Below are 21,680 nucleotides of genomic sequence, written 5' to 3'. Positions count from 1 at the left end.
TTTTTAGTTTACCGATATACTATGAGTAGTTTTTTAAACTTATTGCGCATTAATTCATTAAGTGAATCTAAAAATACATAAACATAATACCAGCTTAATTATACATGGATTTTTATGACAGAAACGTCATCTCACCGCTATAAACCACGCAATATAATAAATGCGCCAAATGTAAAATCGTCTATTTTTTCCCGGAGCCAACAACGCGGCGACAGCGAAAATATCCAGCGCTGGTTAAGCAACCATTTTTATCGTTGGATCATCGGTGACTTTCCTCATGTTTATCCTGTGCGTTCCGTCGCCGATTATGCCGTTTATTTTAGCGCTGATGCAGAAATCCCCGCCTGGCTGGCGCCAAAGCTGGGTGGCGATGAGCGCTTTTACTACCTTAACGTTCAGCACCCGCAACTTGTGGCAATGGAAAGAGATTTAGTGGAATTTCTTTCGCGTCAGGAAGGAACGCGGCTGGAAACTAAACTGCAGCGCATCAACTGCTTTACCGTGCTGGCAATGCGCGAAGCGGAGCATCAAAAAATGCAGCGCCTGCGTGAACAAGGTTGGTATCCCTCCAACAGCGAGGCGCTAAAACCGGTGATGACGGTGAATAACGGTGTGCTGGTTGAACTTGATGCAACAAATCCCGGCCTGCGCAGTGAGATGGCGTATGAATCCTGGCATATGCAACACTGCGTCGGAGATTTTGATAATAAAGGCGCGCTTTCCGGCGGCTACGGCGATTACTACGCCCGGCAAATGGAACAACAAAAACTTCGCCTGTTCAGCCTGCGCGACGGCAATAATATTCCCCACGTCACAATAAGCCTGGTGGTTGGTAATAACGGCCTGAGCATTGATCAGATTAAAGGTAAGCAAAATCGCCATCCTATTAAGAAATATGCTAACGATGTTTTATCTCTGTTACGCCATCTGCAACCACTTCCTGAGCGCCACGCTGATTGCGAAGGGATGGGAATAGTTTATGAATCGACGCCGGAATATTCAGGTTGGAAATTTATTACTCATATTCATGACCTCAATTTTCTGCTCAATGTGCTGCATGACAATTTTCATTTAATGGAGCACTTCCCTACGCCTCCGGTGGCTTTACAGTGGCTGCTGCTGCACAGCGCCCCGGAGGCACTGCGCTACCTTCAGGTTGTTGATCCTAACGTGGCGACGGCTGCGGAAATGCTGTTTCCGCAGCATGAATGGCATCCTACGCTTGCCGGGAAAAACACCAGTAGCGAACCTTTCGAAATTGAAAGCCTGACGCTACAAACCACGCGTTACCTCCCTGTCATCAAGGAGGTGCAATAATGTTCTGGATTGTTCTTATTATTGCCGCCCTATTTTTTAGCTGGCGCAACTACAAAAAAAACAAACCGCTGATTGCGGCCCGTATCGCCGAGGAGAAAGAAAAAGATCGCCTGAAAGACCTGCGTCGCGATACCCGACGGCGGCAATGGGCGCTGGCGCTAGCTGATATCCTCGCCCGGCGCAACGGGCTACCGATCAAAGGCGTTGAGCTGGTATTTAAACTTGACGATGACAAACGCCGCTATCTGGCGCAGCAGGTAAAAAAAGAGCTGGGCTTGAGCGAAAACCTCGACGGCGCGGCGTTACGCCACAAGGTTGAGGATATCTTACGCCGCTGGCCTGCGGGCATCGGCAGCTCGCCGCGCACGTTTTATCATCATCTGGCGGCCCAGGGCCAGGTCCGCGACGCGCTGGCCTTCGACTGTATGCGCACCGCCTTTCTGACCCGCTGTATCGCCGGGCTCGGCTGGTGTAACGAAAACGAGGCCTGGCTGGTGCTATTGCTCAACGCCCAGCGCGCTCAGGACTGTTTTGATTCCTGGGAGGATTACGCCACCGCCTACGTTCGTGCCCGCCGGGTATGGCTCACGCTACGTGACACGCCAACAGCGCTTGCCGGACGGGATTTACAGGAAGCCACCCATTATCTGCAAGACCCTGTCAGCCGCTGGCGACAACTGCCGTGGAATGAATTCAAAATTTTCGAGCCGATTTAAAGGACGCTTTATGGAACAGGATGATCGTCTGCTCAACGCTATGTTTGAGATGTGCAACCACAAAAATCCCCTCAATGACGGGCAACGCGAATGGCATATCGCCGATATTCCCGGCCTGCTGCGCGAAGAACGCTATGACGAACTGGACGAACGCTACAACCAGGCGCTGACGGAGAGCTTTACCAGCCGCGAAGCGGAAAAGCGCTATTTCTTCGCCTGGAATCAAATGGACAACCCTTTTTACGATATGGACACGCTGGTTGAGGCTGGGCCGCAAGGATTAGCGCTGATCAAAAACTGGCAGCGCGCTCGTCCCCGCTCCACTCACGCCTGGCTTGCCGAGGCGCAATACTGGAATCACCGTGCGTGGCTGTATCGCAGCTATGGCTGGGCGAGAGAAACCACCCGAGCGATGTGGATCTGCGCCGCCGCCTGCAACGAACGGATGGTCATCGCCGTGCTCAATGCTATCGACTGTGAACCGCGCCAGTGGATGGCGGCGGCCCTGACCAGCACCAACTCCAAAGTCTTCGGCCAGCCCGACTGGCTGGTTGAGTTCCTCGAGGGCGCGGATGTTGCCGGGCAGCCATTAATGGAAGATCTGGCTGAATATCATCGCCATTCACCGCAGGAGGTGGACGCGCTGATGGCCCATTCCGGGCTGTCGTTTGCCGACGCGGTTTGCCCAAATTTGCCGCGCCCGTCCGTGCTGCCGGAGTGCAATGACTATGCCGGGCAAAAATACTGGCTCGCCGTCTGCCTGGCTATTTTCCCGACGGCATTTTACGTGCTGGATGAATATATCCCGTTTTGTATGCCACGCTGGAGAGGGTCTCACGAGGAAATCCGCGAATTTCTGGAATCAAGCGTATGCGATCACCTTTCTGCCGCAGAACGTGAACATCTGGAGCTATTGATCTGGTGGGACGATCACCGCGATCTGCGCATCAAAGAGGTTGACTCCCCGGCAGAACAGGAACGCATTATCGCCAAAGCCGAAGAGATTAGCCTGCGAGCGCATATCCAGGAATCTCGCCACAACGCGCTGAAGTGGCTGCGGGTCTGCTATAGCGATCTGGACGATAATGACGCGCTCTGGCGAACCCTTCAGCGTTCGATCGTGGAAAAAGTTAAGTTCAACAATTACTTCTTTGATGACACGATAAAGTTCGCCCTGCGCGATTTTCCTGACACCTGGTGGATGTATAATTTTCTCTGTCAGAATGCGCAGCAAACGGAATTCGCAGTGCCGAAAATCCGTCGTGGCTACTTTCAGTACGCCGGGTTATTGGGTTTCGAAAAGGATGAGGCGCAAGGCCTCGCCTGGCTCGATAGCGTCGCCGACATTCAATATAACCATAACTGGCGGGCGGCGATTAAAAATTTCAACTGGTTCGGGCTCCCGGAACATTTCGTGCCGCTGGCAGAGCTGGGCGCACAAAGAAATATACCCGCCGCGCTAAACCTGCTGGGCCTTGAACACAATAATAAAGAGAACAACGGCCTACTACCTTACGATCCTGCCATCGCGTTAGGGTATTTTCAGCGCGCGGCGGAGATTTTGCACCGGCAGTTAGCGCTGCGCGAGAGCACCCCGTACAAATTAATAGATAACGGAGGCTATACCGACTATGAAAATGACCTGCAAAATATTCATTTCAGCATCGGCGTCTGCAACCAGCGTCTGAGTAAACAAGAACCTGATACCGAAAAACGTTCCGCTTATGAAAAAGAACTGCTCGATAATCTCTGGCTGGCGCATCAGTTCGGGCATAAAGAGGCCTGGGGCTTGTTCCTGCTGAATATTTTTGAAGTGAAGGATATTACGCTGGCGCATAAGCATTTGGAACTGGTGCAACAAGAGGCCAACAAAGGCACGCTACATGCTATGGTGACCCTATCGCGCCTGCACGGTAATAAACACGATCGAACGCTGTTTAATATGAGGCTAAGCGCACGCTGGGCGCATTTTGCCTTCACGCTTTACCCGGATAATGAAATCGTTATGGACTGCCTGGACCACCTGCATTTCGATTCTTTCTGGAAACGCTTTCGTTTCGCCTGGTATACCATCCGTATCCCGAATTCAGAGCTGCCGGGACAGGTCAACTCAATGGTGTAAGGTGGTTTACTCCCCTCTCCCACGGCGCTACAATGCCCGCCCTTAAAGTGAGGACTCTCCTCAAGCCGCCTCATCAGGTGAGGCGGATCTGACCTGTCATCAGAACGAGAAAATGATGTTTAAACCAGAACTTCTTTCGCCGGCGGGAACGCTGAAAAATATGCGTTACGCTTTCGCTTACGGTGCCGATGCCGTCTATGCGGGCCAACCACGCTACTCTTTACGCGTGCGTAATAACGAATTCAATCACGAAAATTTGCAGCTTGGCATCAACGAAGCCCACGCGCTCGGAAAAAAATTCTACGTGGTGGTGAACATCGCCCCGCATAACGCCAAGCTCAAAACCTTTATCCGTGACCTGAAACCCGTCGTCGAGATGGGCCCGGATGCGCTGATCATGTCCGATCCAGGGTTGATTATGCTGGTACGCGAGCACTTCCCGGCAATGCCGATTCACCTGTCGGTACAGGCTAATGCCGTAAACTGGGCGACGGTAAAATTCTGGCAGCAGATGGGGCTGACCCGTGTGATTCTCTCCCGCGAGCTGTCACTGGAAGAGATTGAGGAAATTCGCCAGCAGGTGCCGGATATGGAAATAGAAATTTTCGTCCACGGCGCGCTATGCATGGCCTATTCCGGCCGCTGCCTGCTTTCCGGCTACATCAATAAACGCGATCCGAACCAGGGCACCTGCACCAATGCCTGCCGTTGGGAATATAACGTGCAGGAAGGAAAAGAAGACGTTGTCGGCAACATCGTGCATAAGCACGAACCGATTCCGGTACAGAACGTTGAGCCGACGCTCGGTATCGGCGCGCCGACGGATAAAGTGTTTATGATAGAAGAGGCCCAAAGACCGGGCGAATACATGACCGCGTTCGAAGACGAGCATGGCACCTATATCATGAACTCAAAAGATTTGCGCGCTATCGCCCACGTGGAGCGCCTGACGAAAATGGGCGTCCACTCGCTGAAAATCGAAGGCCGCACCAAATCCTTTTATTACTGCGCCCGTACCGCGCAGGTCTACCGTAAGGCCATCGACGACGCCGCCGCGGGTAAACCCTTCGACCCTACGCTGCTGGAAACGTTGGAAGGTCTGGCTCATCGCGGCTATACCGAAGGTTTCCTGCGTCGCCATACGCACGACGATTACCAGAATTACGAGTACGGGTACTCCGTTTCCGAACGCCAGCAATTTGTCGGCGAGTTCACCGGCGAGCGTAAAGGCCAACTGGCGGCCGTGGCGGTGAAAAATAAATTCTCCGTTGGCGATAGTCTGGAGCTGATGACACCGCAGGGAAATATCAATTTCACCCTGGAACAGATGGAGAACGCCAAAGGCGACGCTATGCCGGTGGCACCTGGCGATGGCTATACCGTCTGGATGCCCGTCCCGCAGGACGTTACGCTGGATTACGCACTATTGATGCGTAATTTCTCAGGCGAATCAACGCGTAACCCCCATGCTAAGTAGTTAATTGCGGTTATTTTTTCATGGCGGGAAGATTCTTAGAAATTGATCACATACCGCTTCGCTCCATGCGGGTATTATTCAACGCGCTGAAAAACATAACCCATAAATGCTAGCTGTACCAGGAACCACCTCCTTGGCCTGCGTAATCTCCCTTACGCAGGCTTATTTTTTGCGTATAATCCATAAAAAAGTGGTACTTCCCGCCATATCCAAAATTGACCACACTAACCAAAGCGCAAATGGGCGCTTAGGTTTAGAGACCTCCCCTATCCATTGCCAGCCAGCAAGTCACAATCCTCCCCGCATCCGGTCGGACTCAGGACTTAGCATTGTGACGTTAACGTTTAAAATCAGTGAATTAAATCAATAACTACTTTGTGAGCACTTACACAAAAAGTTTCCAGGTTATTAAATTAAGGTTAAAAACTGATAATTTAAGCGTGTAAAAATATGGCACGTTTTAATGCCGCTTTTACAAGGATTAAAATAATGTTTTCCCGGATTAGAGGTTTGATTTCATGTCAAAGTAATACTCAAACCATCGCACCTACGCTCAGTCCACCTTCATCAGGCCATGTAAGTTTTGCTGGGATTGATTATCCTCTATTGCCACTAGATCACCAAACGCCGCTCGTTTTTCAGTGGTTTGAACGCAATCCAGATAGATTTGGTCAAAACGAAATTCCCATTATCAATACGCAGAAAAACCCTTATCTTAATAATATTATCAATGCTGCTATAATAGAAAAAGAAAGAATTATCGGTATTTTCGTTGATGGCGATTTTAGCAAGGGACAAAGAAAAGCATTGGGAAAATTGGAACAAAATTATAGAAACATAAAGGTTATTTACAATTCTGACCTTAATTATAGCATGTATGATAAAAAGTTAACGACGATTTATTTAGAAAACATCACCAAACTGGAAGCTCAGTCAGCAAGTGAACGAGATGAGGTCTTGCTTAACGGGGTAAAAAAAAGCCTGGAAGATGTCTTGAAAAACAATCCGGAGGAAACGCTTATTTCATCTCATAATAAAGACAAAGGTCACTTATGGTTTGACTTCTACAGAAATCTTTTCCTGCTAAAAGGAAGCGATGTTTTTCTGGAAGCTGGTAAACCTGGTTGTCATCATCTGCAACCAGGCGGCGGTTGCATATATCTTGATGCAGATATGTTACTTACTGATAAACTCGGCACGTTGTATTTACCTGATGGTATCGCTATCCATGTAAGTCGTAAAGATAATCATGTTAGCCTTGAAAATGGAATTATTGCTGTTAACCGCAGCGAGCATCCAGCATTAATAAAAGGACTCGAAATTATGCACAGTAAACCTTATGGCGATCCCTATAATGACTGGCTCAGTAAAGGGTTGAGGCATTATTTTGACGGTTCTCATATACAAGATTATGACGCATTTTGCGATTTCATTGAATTTAAACACGAAAATATCATTATGAACACAAGCAGTTTAACTGCCAGTTCTTGGAGGTAATCATGATAGCCTTGTTTTACTCACCCTTCCCACCGTCACGTATAATCGGTATCCAGAGTTACTCCTTTATCCTGTAAAATGTGATACAGATTCTCCATTGATCTAATAACTACCTCAATTTCACATTCAAGTTTCTCTACAGAACTTTCATTGAGTGAGAAGTTGAGAGCCAGTAATAATGATTGTGAGTTATTATCATAACACAACTGTGGTCCATTATTCTCTGCAAACCATAAATTAGCATTGAGAAATTCAAAAGCAAGATTATTATTATCCGGAGGTTTTCCGCAAAAACCGTATATCATTATATACTCACTGTTAGTGCTTGTTAGTAAGATACGGTGACGGTTATCTATAATAAATGAGCATAATCTGTTTTCGTCAAAGGCAATTGAATCGGCATTTAATTTCAGTGAAAACTGTCTTAATAAGCGATCGGCTCTTGAATACATAACACCCCATACTCTATCTAAAGCGTTTCTATATAAGTCATAAGCCTCTGCTCTGGACGCTTAACACCCCGTGCCATCTCCGGAATTCATCTTTTCCCTATGACTTGCTGTGTTTGCTCATTTATGGCCAGGCTGGCCGGGTTCTGACGCCATTTGCGCTAAGGTATAGTCCGGCGCATATTCCCATCATACCAATTCCCCCCATGCCAAACGATGCGCCTAAAACCGTCAGAGCGGTAGTATATGCCGCACCACTACTGACACTGGCGACAGCCCCTGAGCATACCCCACTGAAAACACTTGTAAACAATGCCGTGGTTCCCACGCATATTAAACATCTGGGTTTATTGCCGTAAGCGTTAAACTCAACGATTTCAGCTACCGGTTTTTCGTCATTACCCCGTTCAGAAGGAGGGAGCAATGGCGTTTGCGCATTCACGCCTGAAGTGACATTCATATAAACCTCTTCATGCACATGCCTGTTTATGTTTATGAGAAAAGCGATACATCAGGCAACGGTACGACTATAGGACACCGCGCTAAGCCATCATCTAAATAGGTTTTATTTGATATATAGTAGCGTGCTTCTAATTGTGCGCCGTGTTTCTGCTAAAGAGTCTAAAGAACATTTCGATTTTATGCTATTAAAAAGTATGTTTGGTAATAAATATCAGGTTTTTATCTGATATTATGGTGTTTGAAATTAATACTGATAACTGACGTATGTTCGTCTTGTTAATTCTCCGTTTCGTTATCAAAGGCGCTATATCGGAAAGCGTCTGACTACCCCTTGTGATTTCCTTGCACTCTCACAAGCGCTACTCAATGCGCATACCGGCATCTCTCTTGTCGCCATTTGCCTTAAACCATGCTTCGCTTACCGCTGCGTACAGCAGGAAGAAAAACGGTAAAGCAATAAGTGCGCAACATTTCAATTTTCATCCTGTTCTGACCTCGCTTTTTCATTTCTGCTATACACTTTCTGGAGATTGTTGTTCAACCTATTAAGGCATAACGGATGGCTAACTTTCCCGCCAGCTTACTGATCCTCAATGGCAAAAGCGCTGATAACCAGCCGCTACGTGAGGCCATTACTCTACTTCGCGACGAAGGTATACAGATTCACGTTCGGGTAACCTGGGAAAAAGGCGACGCGCAGCGTTACGTTGATGAAGCCCGTAGACTGGGCGTTGAAACGGTGATTGCCGGCGGCGGAGACGGTACCATTAATGAAGTGTCGACCGCGCTCATCCAGATCCGCGACGGCGTAGCCCCTGCACTGGGCCTTTTGCCGCTCGGCACTGCCAACGATTTTGCCACCAGCGCCGGTATTCCTGAAGCGCTGGACAAAGCGCTGAAACTGGCGATTGCCGGAAACGCGATGGAAATTGATATGGCCATGGTCAATGATAAAACCTGTTTTATCAATATGGCGACGGGCGGTTTTGGCACCCGCATTACCACCGAAACGCCGGAAAAACTTAAAGCCGCATTGGGCGGCGTCTCCTATCTTATCCACGGTCTGATGAGAATGGATACGCTGACCCCTGACCGCTGCGAAATACGTGGCGAAAACTTTCACTGGCAGGGAGATGCGCTGGTGATCGGCATCGGCAACGGTCGTCAGGCCGGCGGCGGGCAGCAATTATGTCCCACCGCGCTGATTAACGACGGACTGTTACAGCTACGGATTTTTACCGGCGAAGAGCTGTTGCCGGCGCTGTTTTCCACGCTCACGCAGTCAGATGACAATCCGAATATTATTGACGGCGCCTCAGCGTGGTTTGATATTCATGCGCCGCATGAAATCACGTTCAATCTGGATGGCGAACCACTCAGCGGACAAGAATTTCATATTGAGGTGCTGCCTGGCGCATTACGCTGTCGGCTGCCGCCGGACTGCCCGTTGCTACGTTAATAACACCTGTCGCTGGCCGGATACGTTCACATCCGGCTTTTCTTCGTTGAACTCAGGCGATGGTGACTTTGCTATCCAGATAGACATCCTGTACGGCGTTAATCAACTTCACGCCATCAGCCATCGATTTCTTAAAGGCTTTACGTCCCAGAATTAGCCCCATTCCACCGGCTCGTTTGTTGATCACCGCGGTACGAACCGCGTCGCCGAGGTCAGTGTCGCCGCCGTCCGCGCCGCCGGAGTTGATAAGCCCGGCGCGTCCCATATAGCAGTTCGCCAACTGGTAACGTACCAAATCAATCGGGTTATCGCTGGTCAGTTTGCTGTACACGCGATCGTCGGTATAGCCGAAGTTGACCGCTTTATAACCGCCATTATTCTCGGCCATTTTCTGTTTCACAATATCCGCGCCAATCGTAGCGGCCAGATGGTTGGCTTGCCCCGTCAGGTCAGCGGATACATGGTAATCAACGCCGTCTTTTTTAAAGGAAGAATTACGCAGGTAAGCCCACAATACGGTCACCATACCCAGCTCATGCGCACGCTCAAAAGCGGCGGAGATCTCTTCAATCTGGCGACGAGACTGTTCCGAACCGAAATAGATCGTCGCGCCTATCGCCACAGCGCCCATGTTGAACGCCTGCTCAACGCTGGCGTACAGGGTCTGATCGTACTCTGTCGGATAGCTCAATGTTTCGTTGTGATTCAGTTTGACCAAAAACGGAATACGGTGCGCATAGCGCCGTGAAACCGAGGCCAGTACGCCGTAGGTAGAGGCCACGCAGTTACAGCCGGCCTCAATCGCCAATTCAACAATGTTTTTTGGGTCAAAGTAGCGCGGGTTGGCCGCAAAAGAGGCGCCGGCGGAGTGCTCCACTCCCTGATCGACGGGCAGTATCGAAAGGTATCCTGTTCCCGCCAGGCGTCCAGTATTATAGAGCGTCTGCATATTACGCAGAACGGCTGGTGGACGATTATTGTCAATCATCACCCGGTCAACGTAATCCTTGCCGGGTAGATAAAGCTGATCGGAAGGAATGGTCATACAACGATGCTGTAAAAGGCTGTCGGCGTCTTTGCCAAGCAACTGCGCAATATCAGTCATAGCTATGCTCCCGTAAGTTCCGATAGGGTATCGGAAGGTGAATAGTCCTGCCCCGCAGATTGCGGGTCGCAATAAGCCTGGTACTGACCGACCATTTTTGCCAACTTTAGCGCATTTTTTCGGCGCTATCTGCTGACTCGATTCACGTCCGAAAAAGTGTTAGTTCGGTCAAAATTAACGCTCAATGGTATTTAAAAGGTATTATTAAATGGTATTGTCATGGCGTACCTTACCTGTCATGAAGGATTCAAAAATGAAAACGACCTTTAAACTGTCGTTCATGATGTTCGTGGAGTGGTTTATCTGGGGCGCCTGGTTCGTCCCCCTGTGGCTATGGCTAAATAAAAGCGGGTTTTCCGCCGGTGAAATAGGCTGGTCTTATGCCTGTACCGCCATTGCGGCGATCCTGTCGCCGATTCTGGTCGGCTCCGTTACCGACCGTTTTTTCTCGGCGCAAAAAGTCCTGGCGGTACTGATGTTTGCGGGTGCCGTACTGATGTATTTCGCGGCACAGCAAACCACCTTTGCCGGATTCTTTCCGCTGCTCCTGGCCTATTCATTGACCTATATGCCGACCATCGCGCTGACAAACAGCATTGCCTTCGCTAACGTACCGGACGTTGAACGCGATTTTCCACGCATTCGCGTTATGGGAACCATTGGGTGGATTGCCTCCGGCCTCGCCTGTGGATTCTTGCCGCAAATGTTAGGCTATAACGATATTTCCCCCACCAACATTCCACTGCTCATAACCGCCGCAAGTTCAGCGTTGCTGGGCGTATTTGCGTTCTGTCTGCCAGACACGCCGCCAAAAAGCACCGGCAAGATGGATATTAAAGTGATGCTGGGGCTGGATGCGCTGGTTCTGCTGCGCGATAAAAACTTTCTCGTTTTCTTCTTCTGTTCCTTCCTGTTTGCGATGCCGCTGGCCTTCTACTACATCTTCGCTAACGGCTATCTGACAGAAGTGGGAATGAAAAACGCCACCGGCTGGATGACGCTCGGCCAGTTCTCTGAAATCTTCTTTATGCTGGCGCTACCCTTTTTCACTAAGCGCTTTGGTATTAAAAAGGTATTATTACTTGGTCTTATTACCGCCGCGATCCGCTACGGCTTTTTTGTCTATGGCGGCGCGGAGACGTACTTCACTTACGCCCTGCTGTTCCTCGGTATTTTGCTGCACGGCGTAAGTTACGATTTCTACTACGTCACCGCCTACATTTATGTCGATAAAAAAGCGCCGGTTCATATGCGTACCGCTGCGCAAGGGCTTATCACCCTCTGCTGTCAGGGATTCGGCAGCCTGCTGGGGTATCGCCTCGGCGGCGTGATGATGGAAAAAATGTTTGCTTATCCGCAACCGGTTAACGGTCTGACATTCAACTGGGCGGGCATGTGGACGTTTGGCGCAGTGATGATTGCCGTCATCGCGCTACTGTTTATGATTTTCTTTCGCGAATCGGACAAAGAGATCACTGCTATTGACGATCGCGATATTGCGTTGACACAAGGGGAAGTAAAATGAAAGCAGAACGTATTCTCGGTGCTCTTTACGGGCAAGCGTTAGGGGATGCGATGGGAATGCCCTCTGAGCTGTGGCCGAGAACGCGCGTCAAAGCGCATTTCGGCTGGATTGACCGCTTTCTGCCCGGGCCAAAAGAGAATAATGCCGCCTGCTATTTTAACCGCGCGGAGTTTACGGATGATACCGCAATGGCGCTCTGCCTGGCCGACGCGCTACTCGAATGCGAAGGCAACATTGATCCCGAGATTATTGGGCGTAACATCCTCGCCTGGGCGGAACGCTTTGATGCGTTCAATAAAAATGTACTCGGCCCGACGTCAAAAATTGCGCTGAATGCGATTCGCGACGGCAAACCCATCGCGGCGCTGGAAAATAACGGCGTGACTAACGGCGCGGCCATGCGCGTTTCGCCGTTGGGCTGCCTGTTGCCGCCAACTAACCTGACAGCCTTTATAGCAGAAGTAGCGTTAGCCTCCAGCCCGACGCATAAATCCGATCTGGCGGTGGCTGGCGCCGTGGTTGTCGCCTGGGCCGTCTCGCGAGCGGTTAACGGCGACACGTGGCAAAGTATTGCCGACTCGCTCCCCGCCGTCGCCCATCAGGCGCAGACAGCGCGTATTACCACGTTTAGCGCCTCGCTATCGGCACGTCTGGAACTGGCGCTAAACATTGTCCGCCACGCCGACGGCGTCGAATCTGCCAGCGAACAGCTCTATCAGATCATCGGCGCGGGAACCAGCACCATTGAATCGGTTCCCTGCGCTATCGCCATGGTGGAACTGGCGAATACCGATCCTAACCGCTGTGCCGTGCTGTGCGCTAACCTCGGCGGCGATACCGACACTATCGGCGCGATGGCTACCGCCATTTGCGGCGCGTTGCACGGGGTAAGCGCCATTAACCCCCAGTTAAAGCAAACGCTGGACGAGGTTAATCAGCTGGATTTTGCGCGCTATGCCGTTGCGCTGGCGAGTTATCGTCAACGGCGGGAGGCACTATGAACGGCGCACGGTTGCTGACATTATTACCGACCCTGCATACCCGGCGTCCGCTCACCGTTATCGGCGCGGCAGTGATCGATATCATTGCCGACGCCTGGACGTTGCCGCGTCGCGGAGGCGATATTGAACTGCAACAACAGAGCGTCAATGTCGGCGGCTGTGCGCTGAATATTGCCGTGGCGTTGAAACGACTGGGGATTGACGCCAGCAATGCGCTGCCGCTGGGCCAGGGCGTGTGGGCGGAGAGGATTCGCCGCCGTCTGGCAAAAGAGGGATTATCCAGCGTGATTGACGCGGTTGAAGGGGATAACGGCTGGTGTCTGGCGTTAGTCGAACCGGATGGCGAACGCACGTTTATGTCTTTTAGCGGCGTGGAAAACCAGTGGAATGCGGACTGGCTGTCGCAGCTCAGGACACCGCGGGGCAGTCTTGTCTACCTGTCCGGTTATCAACTGGCCTCGTCCTGTGGCGAACCACTGATCCAGTGGCTGGAAACCGTCGACGATGTAACGCCTTTTATCGATTTTGGCCCGCGAATCGGTGATATTACAGACGATGCAATGGCGCGCATTATGGCCTGCCGGCCCATCGTCTCCCTCAACCGCCAGGAAGCCATCATCGCTGCGGAACGCGCCGGGCTTGCGACCGATACGCGCACTTTCGGCGAAGCATGGGTAAAACGCTTTTCCGCGCCGCTGGTGGTGCGCCATGATAAAGACGGAGCGTGGTATTTTAGCGCGCAATCTTCCGGCGTTGTGCCAGCGTTTCCGGCAACCGTGGTGGATACCATCGGCGCGGGCGACAGCCATGCTGGCGGCGTGCTGGCAGGACTGGCGTCAGGCTGGCCGCTCGCGGATGCCGTACTGCTGGGAAATGCGGTGGCAAGCTGGGTGGTCGGGCATCGCGGCGGCGACTGCGCGCCCACGCGCGAGGCGCTACTCCTCGCACACAAAAACGTATAGGTCGCTACGACAATAACTGATGCTGTATTCAATAGGCCGCTGCTGCTGATCGAGCGCCACCTGCTTAATCACCAGCACCGGCACTTTACCATCCATTTGAATATGCGACTGAAACTCATCATCCGGCATCCGGGCGCTGACGCGGGATCGGGTACGCTGAGGGTAAATGTGCTGGCGACGAAAATAGTCATACAACGAAATGCCAATCGCGTCGACATCATGAATCAGATGCGCAGGCACCCAGGACTCTTCAATCGATACCGCGTCCTCATCAACATAACGAATGCGTTTGAGTAAAAAGACGTCGCTGCCTGCGGGGATCGCCAGATGCTGCGCGACCTCATCCGGACAACTTACCACGCGTTTGTTAACCCATAGCGTATCCGGTTTTTTGCCGCGCAAGACAACCTGCTGAGAAAATCCCCGCGCCTCTTTCAGGGAATATTCAAAGATATTATTGATTTGCGTACCGTAGCCGCGGGCGCGCGTGACAACACCCTCTTCTTCCAGCGCCTGCATCGCTTTTCGTACCGTGATGCGCGAGACGCCGGTAAGCTGGCTGAGATCGCGTTCGCCAGGCAAAATATTACCGTGCTCAAGAATACCGCTGCGCACGGCATCCTTTACCGTCTGGGCGAATTTCATGTATAGCGGCGTATTATCCGCCGCTGAAATTCGTTCATTCAGTTGCGCGATGAGCCGGGTATGCGCTTGTTCCATTTATCTTTCCTGACGACGGGTCTGTAGGCAGTATACTACCACCACGCGTGGAAATGATGTACCGGACCAATGCCCTTCCCCACTTCCAGCGTGTCCGCCTGCGCCAGCGCCGCCGAAAGCCATGCCTTCGCCTCGTTTACCGTCTCTCCCCAACTGCGATGCCGGGGCCGTAACGCCGCCAGCGCCGCCGACAGCGTACAGCCCGTCCCATGCGTATTTTTGGTGTTCACACGCGGCGCGCTAAAACGCTGCTCGCCCTCGCGGGTAAAGAGCCAGTCCGGGCTTTGCGCATCCTCTAAATGCCCGCCTTTCATCAATACCGCTTCACACCCCATCGCCAGTAACGCCCGCCCCTGCGCCAGCATCTCCTGTTCCGTACGCGCATGGGGCGCATCCAGCAACGCTGCGGCTTCCGGCAAATTAGGCGTAATCAGCGATACCTGCGGCAACAGCCGGACGCGTAATGTTTCTATCGCAGAGGGCGAGAGCAGCGGATCGCCGCTTTTCGCCAGCATCACCGTATCCAGCACCACATTACGTACATGATGACGCTGTAGTCGCTCCGCCACGGCCTCGACAATATCGGTTTCCGCCAGCATCCCGATTTTTGTGGTATCAATGCGCACATCGCTGAACACGGAATCAAGTTGAGCGGCGACAAAGTCCGGCTCTATCCGGTACACCGACTGTACGCCACAGGTATTTTGCGCCACCAGCGCGGTGATGACCGAACAGCCATATGCGCCCAGCGCGGAAAAGGTCTTGAGATCCGCCTGGATACCGGCCCCGCCGCTGGGATCGGTGCCGGCAATCGTCAGCGCGTTAATTCGTTGCATTGGCCGCCTCCATATCCAGATGATAGAGCGCATCAAGAAAAGCCGGGATGAAGCTGCCCGGTCCTTCGCTACGCTCTGCCGCGACCTGTCCAGCCAGTTTCATCCAGCAGCAGGCCGACGCGACATTGTCCAGCGCGGCGCCCGGTAACGCGCAACTGGCGGCGACAACCGCCGACAACGCGCAGCCGGTGCCTACAATGCGAGTCATTAACGGATCGCCGCCGGGAATGCTCAGCGTGCGCTGACCATTAGTGACGTAATCTACCTCTCCGGTAACCACAACGATGCAGTCTATCTGACGCGCCAGCGCCTGCGCCGCAGGCAGTGCGGCCAACGCCGCCTCGGTGGTATCTACGCCGCGTCCGCCCAGCGCCATGCCGGATAACGCCAGGATTTCCGAGGCGTTGCCGCGTATTGCCGCCGGGCGCAGGGACAAGAGATCCAGGCAAAATCGCCGACGAAATTCCAGCGCGCCCACCGCGACAGGATCAAGGGTCCACGGCGTTTTGGCATCATAAGCGCTTTCTACCGCCGCACGCATCGCGTCAGCGCGTGAGGCGGTTAAGGTTCCGACATTAACCAGCAAGGCGTTGGCGATGGCGGCAAACGGTCTGGCCTCGACAGGATCAATCACCATGGCGGGTGAAGCGCCCAGCGCCAGCAGCGTATTGGCGGTAAATGTTTGTACGACGTCATTCGTCATACAGTGCGTAAGCGGGGAGTGCGCGCGAAAGTGTTTTAACGTATGCGCCGCAAGCGTGCGGCAGTGCAGGTCAGGCTGCATGGTTCAGCTCCTGCCCGCGTGAAGAAGGGACACGAGCAGTGTCAGACTTCCCTACGCTGGCATTATCCAGATCAGGTGGTACGGGTATTTCTCAGCCTTCACAAAGAAGGGCACCCCGAGTCGTCAAGCCCCGCCGTGTTAAGCGGGGTTTCGCTATTAAGCATACTGTCTGCGCCAGACAATGTAAATTTACAGTCAGCGGCGGACGATAATTTCAGCGTTATCAGATAGTTCTCAAAACCTATTCGGTTCTGGCAAACTTGCTGGCGGATATGTTGCTGCACGACGCTTTCGTTTACACTTTTTACGAAAAGGGGCGTGAGATAACAAAATAGCGCTTGTCAGATACGCCACCAGCAGAAATGATACACACGATGTTAACTGACCCGCATATGTGGAGGGTAAAAGTATGAAAAGTAAGTTGCTGCCTTGCGCGCTGTTGCTTGCAACCAGTTTTGCATGGGCCGCCCCCGCGACAACGGGCATTGATCAATATGAGTTAAAAAGCTTTATCGCCGACTTCACCCACTTCAAGCCCGGCGATACCGTTCCGCAAATGTACCGCACCGATGAGTATAATATTAAACAGTGGAAATTACGTAATCTGCCCGCGCCAGATGCCGGTACTCACTGGACCTATATGGGCGGCGCGTATGTACTGATTAACGATACCGATGGAAAAATCATCAAAGCCTATGATGGCGAGATTTTTTATCATCGATAAAAAAAGCCCCCTCATCCAGAGGGGGAAATACAGCCCCATGTTACTTTTTTATTAGCCCTTAATCACTCTATCCCCTTCAAACTGCCTTTTTTGTTGACTGCCTTCACTACCCGATTCGCTCTGGATCTCGCCCTTTTGAAACTACCGCATACCACATTAAAATTTATTGCAGAAAGATTGTCATCCCGGTCACTTATTATTGTAAGTGACCGGAAGTTCATTCACCTATCGCGCCATATATCTTAAATGTTTTTCATATATATTAATCGTATTTCACATAGATCAGCGCAGTCGCTTTTAGATCGCCTGGCTTTATATTGTCTCGGTCATAAACATAATAACTGGCGATAATAGGGATTGTTATCATATCACTGTTGAGCGGCGTGCCTACTTGATCCACTTTCCATAACGTTGAAGCATTACCCTGCTCTGCTGTATTTGAAATATTCACCGTTTTTCCACCGCTCTCCAGTATAAATCCGACGCCATTATTCACAGCACCACGCAACACAGAATAGCTATCTGGTATTAAATCACTGCTGGAGAGATAAACCGTCATTTTACGCGATGTTTGTTTAGCATTACCAAAAAGATTATCACACTGGAGTCGAATATTATCCGCGGCATTTTTGTTGCTGACCTTGCCTGTGTTATATAATTCAGAAAGCGCAATATTCGGTAGCGTGATCGTCAGATCTTCAGGTTTGCAGGTTGTCTGCTTGCGATCGTAGGACACAAACAGATCAAATGAATATAACCCTGCACCTCTAAGATAACTATTATAATCTGCGGCACAGGCATTCCAACCTCTTCCTGCTAGCAGGCACCCTAAAAACCGCAAACCGGCCGTAAACTGAGTTGCAGAAGAAGCGCTTGTTATTGATACCACCCCGTTGATTAGGACACTGTTCCCACTACCGGCAGAAATATTTACATTCGCCCCAGAGGAAGCGGGTTCAACCGTTACCGTATAGCCCGTTGTAAACGGCATTGTGAGAGTATTATTATCTGCCCAGGCGATTTTTAACTTCAGTTTTACTGTATCATTGTATAATCCCACGATGATATCGGAAGGATCCATACGCGTTATCTTATAAGTCCCTGAACAAGTTGTATCGTTAAAATTATGGCTATAAGTTGCGGACTGATTAGGGTTAATCGTAAAATCCTCACGAATAATTAAATTATCCTGATAAGTAATTTCTCCCGTACAGGCTGCGTATGTTTCAGGTAAAATCAATAACATCACGATAAAAAGAAAGAGTTTCATTTCACCACCTCACCACTACCGACAAATATAAACTTTACTTTCATCAACCGTTTTACCAAAGGTGATTGAACATGAAAGCCCCTGCTCTTTATCTACTGGTACACTGACTTCGGGCGGAATATCATTCGTTCGAATAAATAGCTGACTACCTTGTCCAACAATGCCCACATTATGACCATGATGATCTACTACATCATAACCAAAAATAAGAGGCGAGCCATCAGGACGCTGCGCTTTAATAAACCATGGTTTACGCTGGTCGGTATCAAAATTCACTAGCACGACGGCCCCTCGGTACGGGGCGGCAACTTTACGGTTACCGCGTAATTCCGTTTCACTGCTACTTTGCGACACATCAAGCATAAGATGGTTTTCGCGATATGGCGTAAGGTTGTCATAAACCACCGTTCCTTTTTTATTGGTGGTCCGATATTTTTGGCCGTTAACGTAGGCTCCTTCAAGTCCCGGAGCCTGCATAATCGCAAAGGTATCTGAAAGCCGGCTGGATAAATTCAACCCGCCACTCCAGGCTACAACCCCACCGGAAATACTTCCGCCGGTCTGAGTATAATTGGACGACTGGCTGTAACTACCATTAAGCGTTGCAACGGGCGTATTCCAGGTTAAATTCGTCCCCGCTGTGGTCTCACTATCCTGTCGCTGATGACTAACATTCACGCCGTAATTAAATTGATCGCGACTGCCTGCCGTACCGGTTAAACCAATATTGTTTGAGGTAAATCCATCATCATCAAAGGTCGTCGAGTTCGACACATTCAGATGACGCCGCGGGGTAGTAATACCGTCCCCCCAGTCAAAGGGAATTGAAATAAACAGGTTAAAACGTTTATCTTCATTATGATCCTCGTCGTAAGTCTGACTGGCGGATAACGTATAATTAATTTTCTGGAACGTATTGGAATAGCTTATTTGATAATCTTTACTGGTGCCGCTACGTCCCCAGTAATCACGCCATAATGCACTCAGTGATACTGCGCCCCATCCTTCTGGCAAGGATTGGCTCACATTAGCTGAAAACGTATTTTTACGCCCAAAATCGTTTTGATAATAATCAGCAATATCGTATACATCATTCTTATCGCGACGATAGTTATTTTTATTATTGGCCCAGACATGATCGTTAAATGTGCGGTAATCCTGTGATGAATACCGATACGCAGCCAGACCAAACCGAGTTAATGTTTGGGTCAGGTATTTATTATAAGCAATCTGATAACTCTGACCATCAAATACATCGCCATTATCCTGTTTACTGTGCGCTCGCGTAGCGTCAAGCGAAATGGCGCCAATCCGGGTATTCCACCCCGTGCCGAGGGTAAACGCATTATAATGGTTCGATAGCATCGTACCGCCATAAAGCGTCAACAGGTTATTAAGGCCATACTGATAACTGATTTGTGTAAAATCGGCCTGATTATCGGCGCCTTCAATATGACTACGGCCGGCGGAAAAATCATACTTAGAGACGCCAGGCTGCAACATGTTCGGTACGGAAGCGTAAGGCACCAGCCAGGTATTTATCGAACCATCCGCCTCACGCACGGTGACATCAAGATCCGCGCCACCGCCCGCGAGTTGCAGATCCGCAATGGAAAAGGGGCCAGGAGGAACCTCTTTCTGATAAACAACGAATCCGTTCTGTTCGATGGTTACCAAAGCGTTAGTCTGTGCAATCCCCTGCACCAACGGCGTAAAATTCTGTTTCGAGTTTGGCAACATTTGCATATCGCGAAACAGGCGAACGCCGGTAAATCTCACAGAATCAAAAATCTCTGACGAGGTATACTGATCCCCGGCGCGTAATGTGCCGAGGAGCTCAGCGATACCGCGCTCCAGATACAATGTGTTGCTTTTCCACTCACCGCTGCTGCCATCGGTTTTATTAAATGTGGTATCCGCATGCGCTTGCCAGCCCAACAGATTGAAACCGCTATTGAACCGAACGTAAGTACTTTCACTACTGCCAGAATTCTTATAGTCACTGTAATACTGGCTGGCATAGTAAGAAGTATAAAATGCATTGATGCCGCGATCCCAGTTTTCAGGCAATACATAACCCGCCTCGACCTCATTTACATAGGCCTGGGGAACGCTCAAATCCAGCCGAAAAACGCCAATATTAAAAGTATAGCCACCGCTTCTCACGACATCTTTTAACGCAATACAATCCGTTGCTCCCTGCGGTTGCAGACCATCGCTTATCACACCAATATTTTTCAACAACTCAGTTGAAATACACGTGCTACCGGGATCATCGGCAACAATGATATCGTATTTACCTCGCCATTGATTGTTGACATAAATATCCAATTCGTACTGTCCCGGAATTGGCTTATTCTCATCCAGATGGAAATTTGTTATTTTTTGATCTCTCATTCCCCCCACCATAAAATGGGTATCAAACGTTTCCGTCGCGATAGCCTGCGTTTGCCAGGTAAACAGAGTCAATAAAACAAGCGAAGCGATGGGCGTCATCCTTAGCATGATGAACTCCTGTTTATTTTACATTCATTTTGCTACTAATATAGTTACCATTATCATCAATAATCGTTACTTCATACTGGCTTGTTGACGCATATTTCATGTTAATATTTTGCGTCGATAGCGGTGGCAGCATGATAGTTTGATCATTAATCTTAGTATTTCCTGCTTTTACATCCGTCACGGTAATCCAGTTTGCAGTATCATTTTTCATGATAACAGCTTTATTACTGCGAAATAAACCAATCCTCTGAAAACTGTCTTTGGTTACGGCGGCAATTCGACTGGGGCGCCATATTAATTTTATTCGATTCTGCATTGCGAATTTAAGCACATTTTTACCGGCGTTTTCCTGGCTGTTTGGTGGAATATCAAGCACATTCAGATAAAACAGACTTTCTTTGTTGTCCGGTAAGCTATTAGGCATTTTCTTGATTTTGATCTGCTGACCAGACTCAGCGGCAACGCGCGCCACTGGCGGCGTCAGCATAAATGGCACCTGAATTTTTTCTGGCGGTAATGAAGTGTTACCGTCATCAATCCAGGACTGTACCAGCGAAGCTTGCTCGCCCTGATTCACCAATTGTACAACGACTTCTTTCTTCTCTGCCGGGTAAATCACACGCGTACCATAAATAACAATACCAGCATGCGCAGGCAAAATTATGGCAGATAATAATACTGCAGATAATATTTTCATATTTACACGGCCTTGCTTATAAAAAACCGGCGACGAACGCCGCCGGTTGAAT

The 21,680-nt window shown here is 50.2% G+C and carries 19 protein-coding genes and 1 riboswitch; of the genes, 10 read left to right on the top strand and 9 right to left on the bottom strand.

What is annotated here, in order from left to right; genetic code table 11:
- The first annotated feature begins 114 nt into the window (after positions 1-114).
- The 5 genes from QEN31_RS08410 to sseK2 all read left to right on the top strand — a co-directional run bounded on the left by QEN31_RS08410 (position 115) and on the right by sseK2 (position 7,129).
- The gene (locus QEN31_RS08410) at positions 115-1,317 is read left to right on the top strand and encodes a hypothetical protein (RefSeq protein ID WP_000141069.1); all 1,203 of its coding nucleotides are present in this window, start codon (positions 115-117) and stop codon (positions 1,315-1,317) included.
- On the top strand, positions 1,317-2,033 hold the full coding sequence (locus QEN31_RS08405; RefSeq protein ID WP_000498587.1) for a DUF1266 domain-containing protein: 717 nt from the start codon (positions 1,317-1,319) through the stop codon (positions 2,031-2,033). Before QEN31_RS08410 ends, QEN31_RS08405 begins: the two co-directional genes overlap by 1 nt.
- A 10-nt stretch (positions 2,034-2,043) precedes the next feature.
- Positions 2,044-4,155 carry a DUF4034 domain-containing protein gene (locus tag QEN31_RS08400; protein WP_058653602.1) on the top strand — a complete coding sequence of 704 codons (2,112 nt, stop codon included), beginning with the start codon at positions 2,044-2,046 and terminating at the stop codon, positions 4,153-4,155.
- A 115-nt stretch (positions 4,156-4,270) separates the two neighbouring features.
- Positions 4,271-5,632 (top strand): prephenate-dependent tRNA uridine(34) hydroxylase TrhP, encoded by a 1,362-nt coding sequence (gene trhP / locus QEN31_RS08395; RefSeq protein WP_001517981.1) that lies wholly within the window; start codon positions 4,271-4,273, stop codon positions 5,630-5,632.
- Positions 5,633-6,082: 450 nt separating this feature from the next.
- Complete coding sequence (sseK2, locus tag QEN31_RS08390; RefSeq protein WP_077905361.1) at positions 6,083-7,129, top strand: type III secretion system effector arginine glycosyltransferase SseK2; 1,047 nt, start codon at positions 6,083-6,085, stop codon at positions 7,127-7,129.
- Between the two features lie 35 nt (positions 7,130-7,164).
- On the opposite strand, the gene QEN31_RS08385 is transcribed toward sseK2, so the two are convergent.
- Together QEN31_RS08385 and steD are read right to left on the bottom strand one after the other, a co-directional pair.
- Complete coding sequence (locus QEN31_RS08385) at positions 7,165-7,581, bottom strand: CesT family type III secretion system chaperone (protein WP_099949643.1); 417 nt, start codon at positions 7,579-7,581, stop codon at positions 7,165-7,167.
- Between the two features lie 121 nt (positions 7,582-7,702).
- Entirely contained in the window at positions 7,703-8,038 is a 336-nt protein-coding gene (gene steD, locus QEN31_RS08380) for a type III secretion system effector SteD (protein ID WP_012512945.1), read from the bottom strand.
- Positions 8,039-8,599: 561 nt separating this feature from the next.
- Between steD and yegS the strand changes: the two genes are divergently transcribed.
- The gene (gene yegS, locus QEN31_RS08375) at positions 8,600-9,499 is read left to right on the top strand and encodes a lipid kinase YegS (RefSeq protein WP_001273389.1); all 900 of its coding nucleotides are present in this window, start codon (positions 8,600-8,602) and stop codon (positions 9,497-9,499) included.
- 52 nt (positions 9,500-9,551) lie between these two features.
- Here yegS and fbaB read toward each other — a convergent pair whose 3' ends face one another.
- The gene (gene fbaB, locus QEN31_RS08370) at positions 9,552-10,604 is read right to left on the bottom strand and encodes a class I fructose-bisphosphate aldolase (protein ID WP_000129587.1); all 1,053 of its coding nucleotides are present in this window, start codon (positions 10,602-10,604) and stop codon (positions 9,552-9,554) included.
- Between the two features lie 253 nt (positions 10,605-10,857).
- Between fbaB and QEN31_RS08365 the strand changes: the two genes are divergently transcribed.
- From QEN31_RS08365 to QEN31_RS08355, 3 genes are read left to right on the top strand one after another with little or no spacing between them, the layout of a single operon-like run.
- On the top strand, positions 10,858-12,129 hold the full coding sequence (locus tag QEN31_RS08365) for a nucleoside permease (protein ID WP_000858692.1): 1,272 nt from the start codon (positions 10,858-10,860) through the stop codon (positions 12,127-12,129).
- A complete protein-coding gene (locus QEN31_RS08360) occupies positions 12,126-13,130 on the top strand; it encodes an ADP-ribosylglycohydrolase family protein (RefSeq protein ID WP_000642793.1) in 1,005 nt (334 codons plus the stop codon). The genes QEN31_RS08365 and QEN31_RS08360 overlap by 4 nt, the downstream gene beginning before the upstream one ends.
- On the top strand, positions 13,127-14,092 hold the full coding sequence (locus QEN31_RS08355) for a PfkB family carbohydrate kinase (protein WP_001012652.1): 966 nt from the start codon (positions 13,127-13,129) through the stop codon (positions 14,090-14,092). Before QEN31_RS08360 ends, QEN31_RS08355 begins: the two co-directional genes overlap by 4 nt.
- Here the strand turns inward: QEN31_RS08355 and QEN31_RS08350 are convergent.
- From QEN31_RS08350 to thiM, 3 genes are read right to left on the bottom strand one after another with little or no spacing between them, the layout of a single operon-like run.
- Positions 14,066-14,812 (bottom strand): GntR family transcriptional regulator, encoded by a 747-nt coding sequence (locus QEN31_RS08350; protein WP_000434062.1) that lies wholly within the window; start codon positions 14,810-14,812, stop codon positions 14,066-14,068. The genes QEN31_RS08355 and QEN31_RS08350 overlap by 27 nt on opposite strands.
- 35 nt (positions 14,813-14,847) lie before the next feature.
- Positions 14,848-15,648: a bifunctional hydroxymethylpyrimidine kinase/phosphomethylpyrimidine kinase gene (gene thiD, locus QEN31_RS08345; RefSeq protein WP_001188957.1), complete on the bottom strand. Its 801-nt coding sequence runs from the start codon at positions 15,646-15,648 to the stop codon at positions 14,848-14,850.
- Positions 15,635-16,432: a hydroxyethylthiazole kinase gene (thiM, locus tag QEN31_RS08340; RefSeq protein ID WP_001182150.1), complete on the bottom strand. Its 798-nt coding sequence runs from the start codon at positions 16,430-16,432 to the stop codon at positions 15,635-15,637. The genes thiD and thiM overlap by 14 nt, the downstream gene beginning before the upstream one ends.
- Positions 16,433-16,463: 31 nt before the next feature.
- Positions 16,464-16,560: riboswitch (TPP riboswitch) on the bottom strand.
- A 281-nt stretch (positions 16,561-16,841) separates the two neighbouring features.
- On the opposite strand from thiM, the gene rcnB reads away from it, so the two are divergent.
- On the top strand, positions 16,842-17,156 hold the full coding sequence (gene rcnB / locus QEN31_RS08335; RefSeq protein ID WP_000837534.1) for a Ni(II)/Co(II) efflux transporter accessory subunit RcnB: 315 nt from the start codon (positions 16,842-16,844) through the stop codon (positions 17,154-17,156).
- A 262-nt stretch (positions 17,157-17,418) separates the two neighbouring features.
- On the opposite strand, the gene QEN31_RS08330 is transcribed toward rcnB, so the two are convergent.
- From QEN31_RS08330 to stcB, 3 genes are read right to left on the bottom strand one after another with little or no spacing between them, the layout of a single operon-like run.
- Entirely contained in the window at positions 17,419-18,426 is a 1,008-nt protein-coding gene (locus tag QEN31_RS08330) for a putative fimbrial-like adhesin protein (protein WP_000765279.1), read from the bottom strand.
- Positions 18,427-18,441: 15 nt separating this feature from the next.
- The gene (locus tag QEN31_RS08325; RefSeq protein WP_000945363.1) at positions 18,442-20,931 is read right to left on the bottom strand and encodes a fimbrial biogenesis outer membrane usher protein; all 2,490 of its coding nucleotides are present in this window, start codon (positions 20,929-20,931) and stop codon (positions 18,442-18,444) included.
- Between the two features lie 13 nt (positions 20,932-20,944).
- Positions 20,945-21,628: a fimbrial biogenesis chaperone StcB gene (stcB, locus tag QEN31_RS08320; RefSeq protein ID WP_000698773.1), complete on the bottom strand. Its 684-nt coding sequence runs from the start codon at positions 21,626-21,628 to the stop codon at positions 20,945-20,947.
- Positions 21,629-21,680 lie beyond the last annotated feature (52 nt).

Origin of the sequence: Salmonella sp. SA15303, assembly GCF_029962125.1 — a bacterium.
Classification (GTDB): Bacteria; Pseudomonadota; Gammaproteobacteria; order Enterobacterales; family Enterobacteriaceae; genus Salmonella; species Salmonella enterica.
The sequence above is the reverse complement of the archived record's forward strand: the minus strand, read 5'-3'. Positions and strand labels throughout refer to the sequence as shown.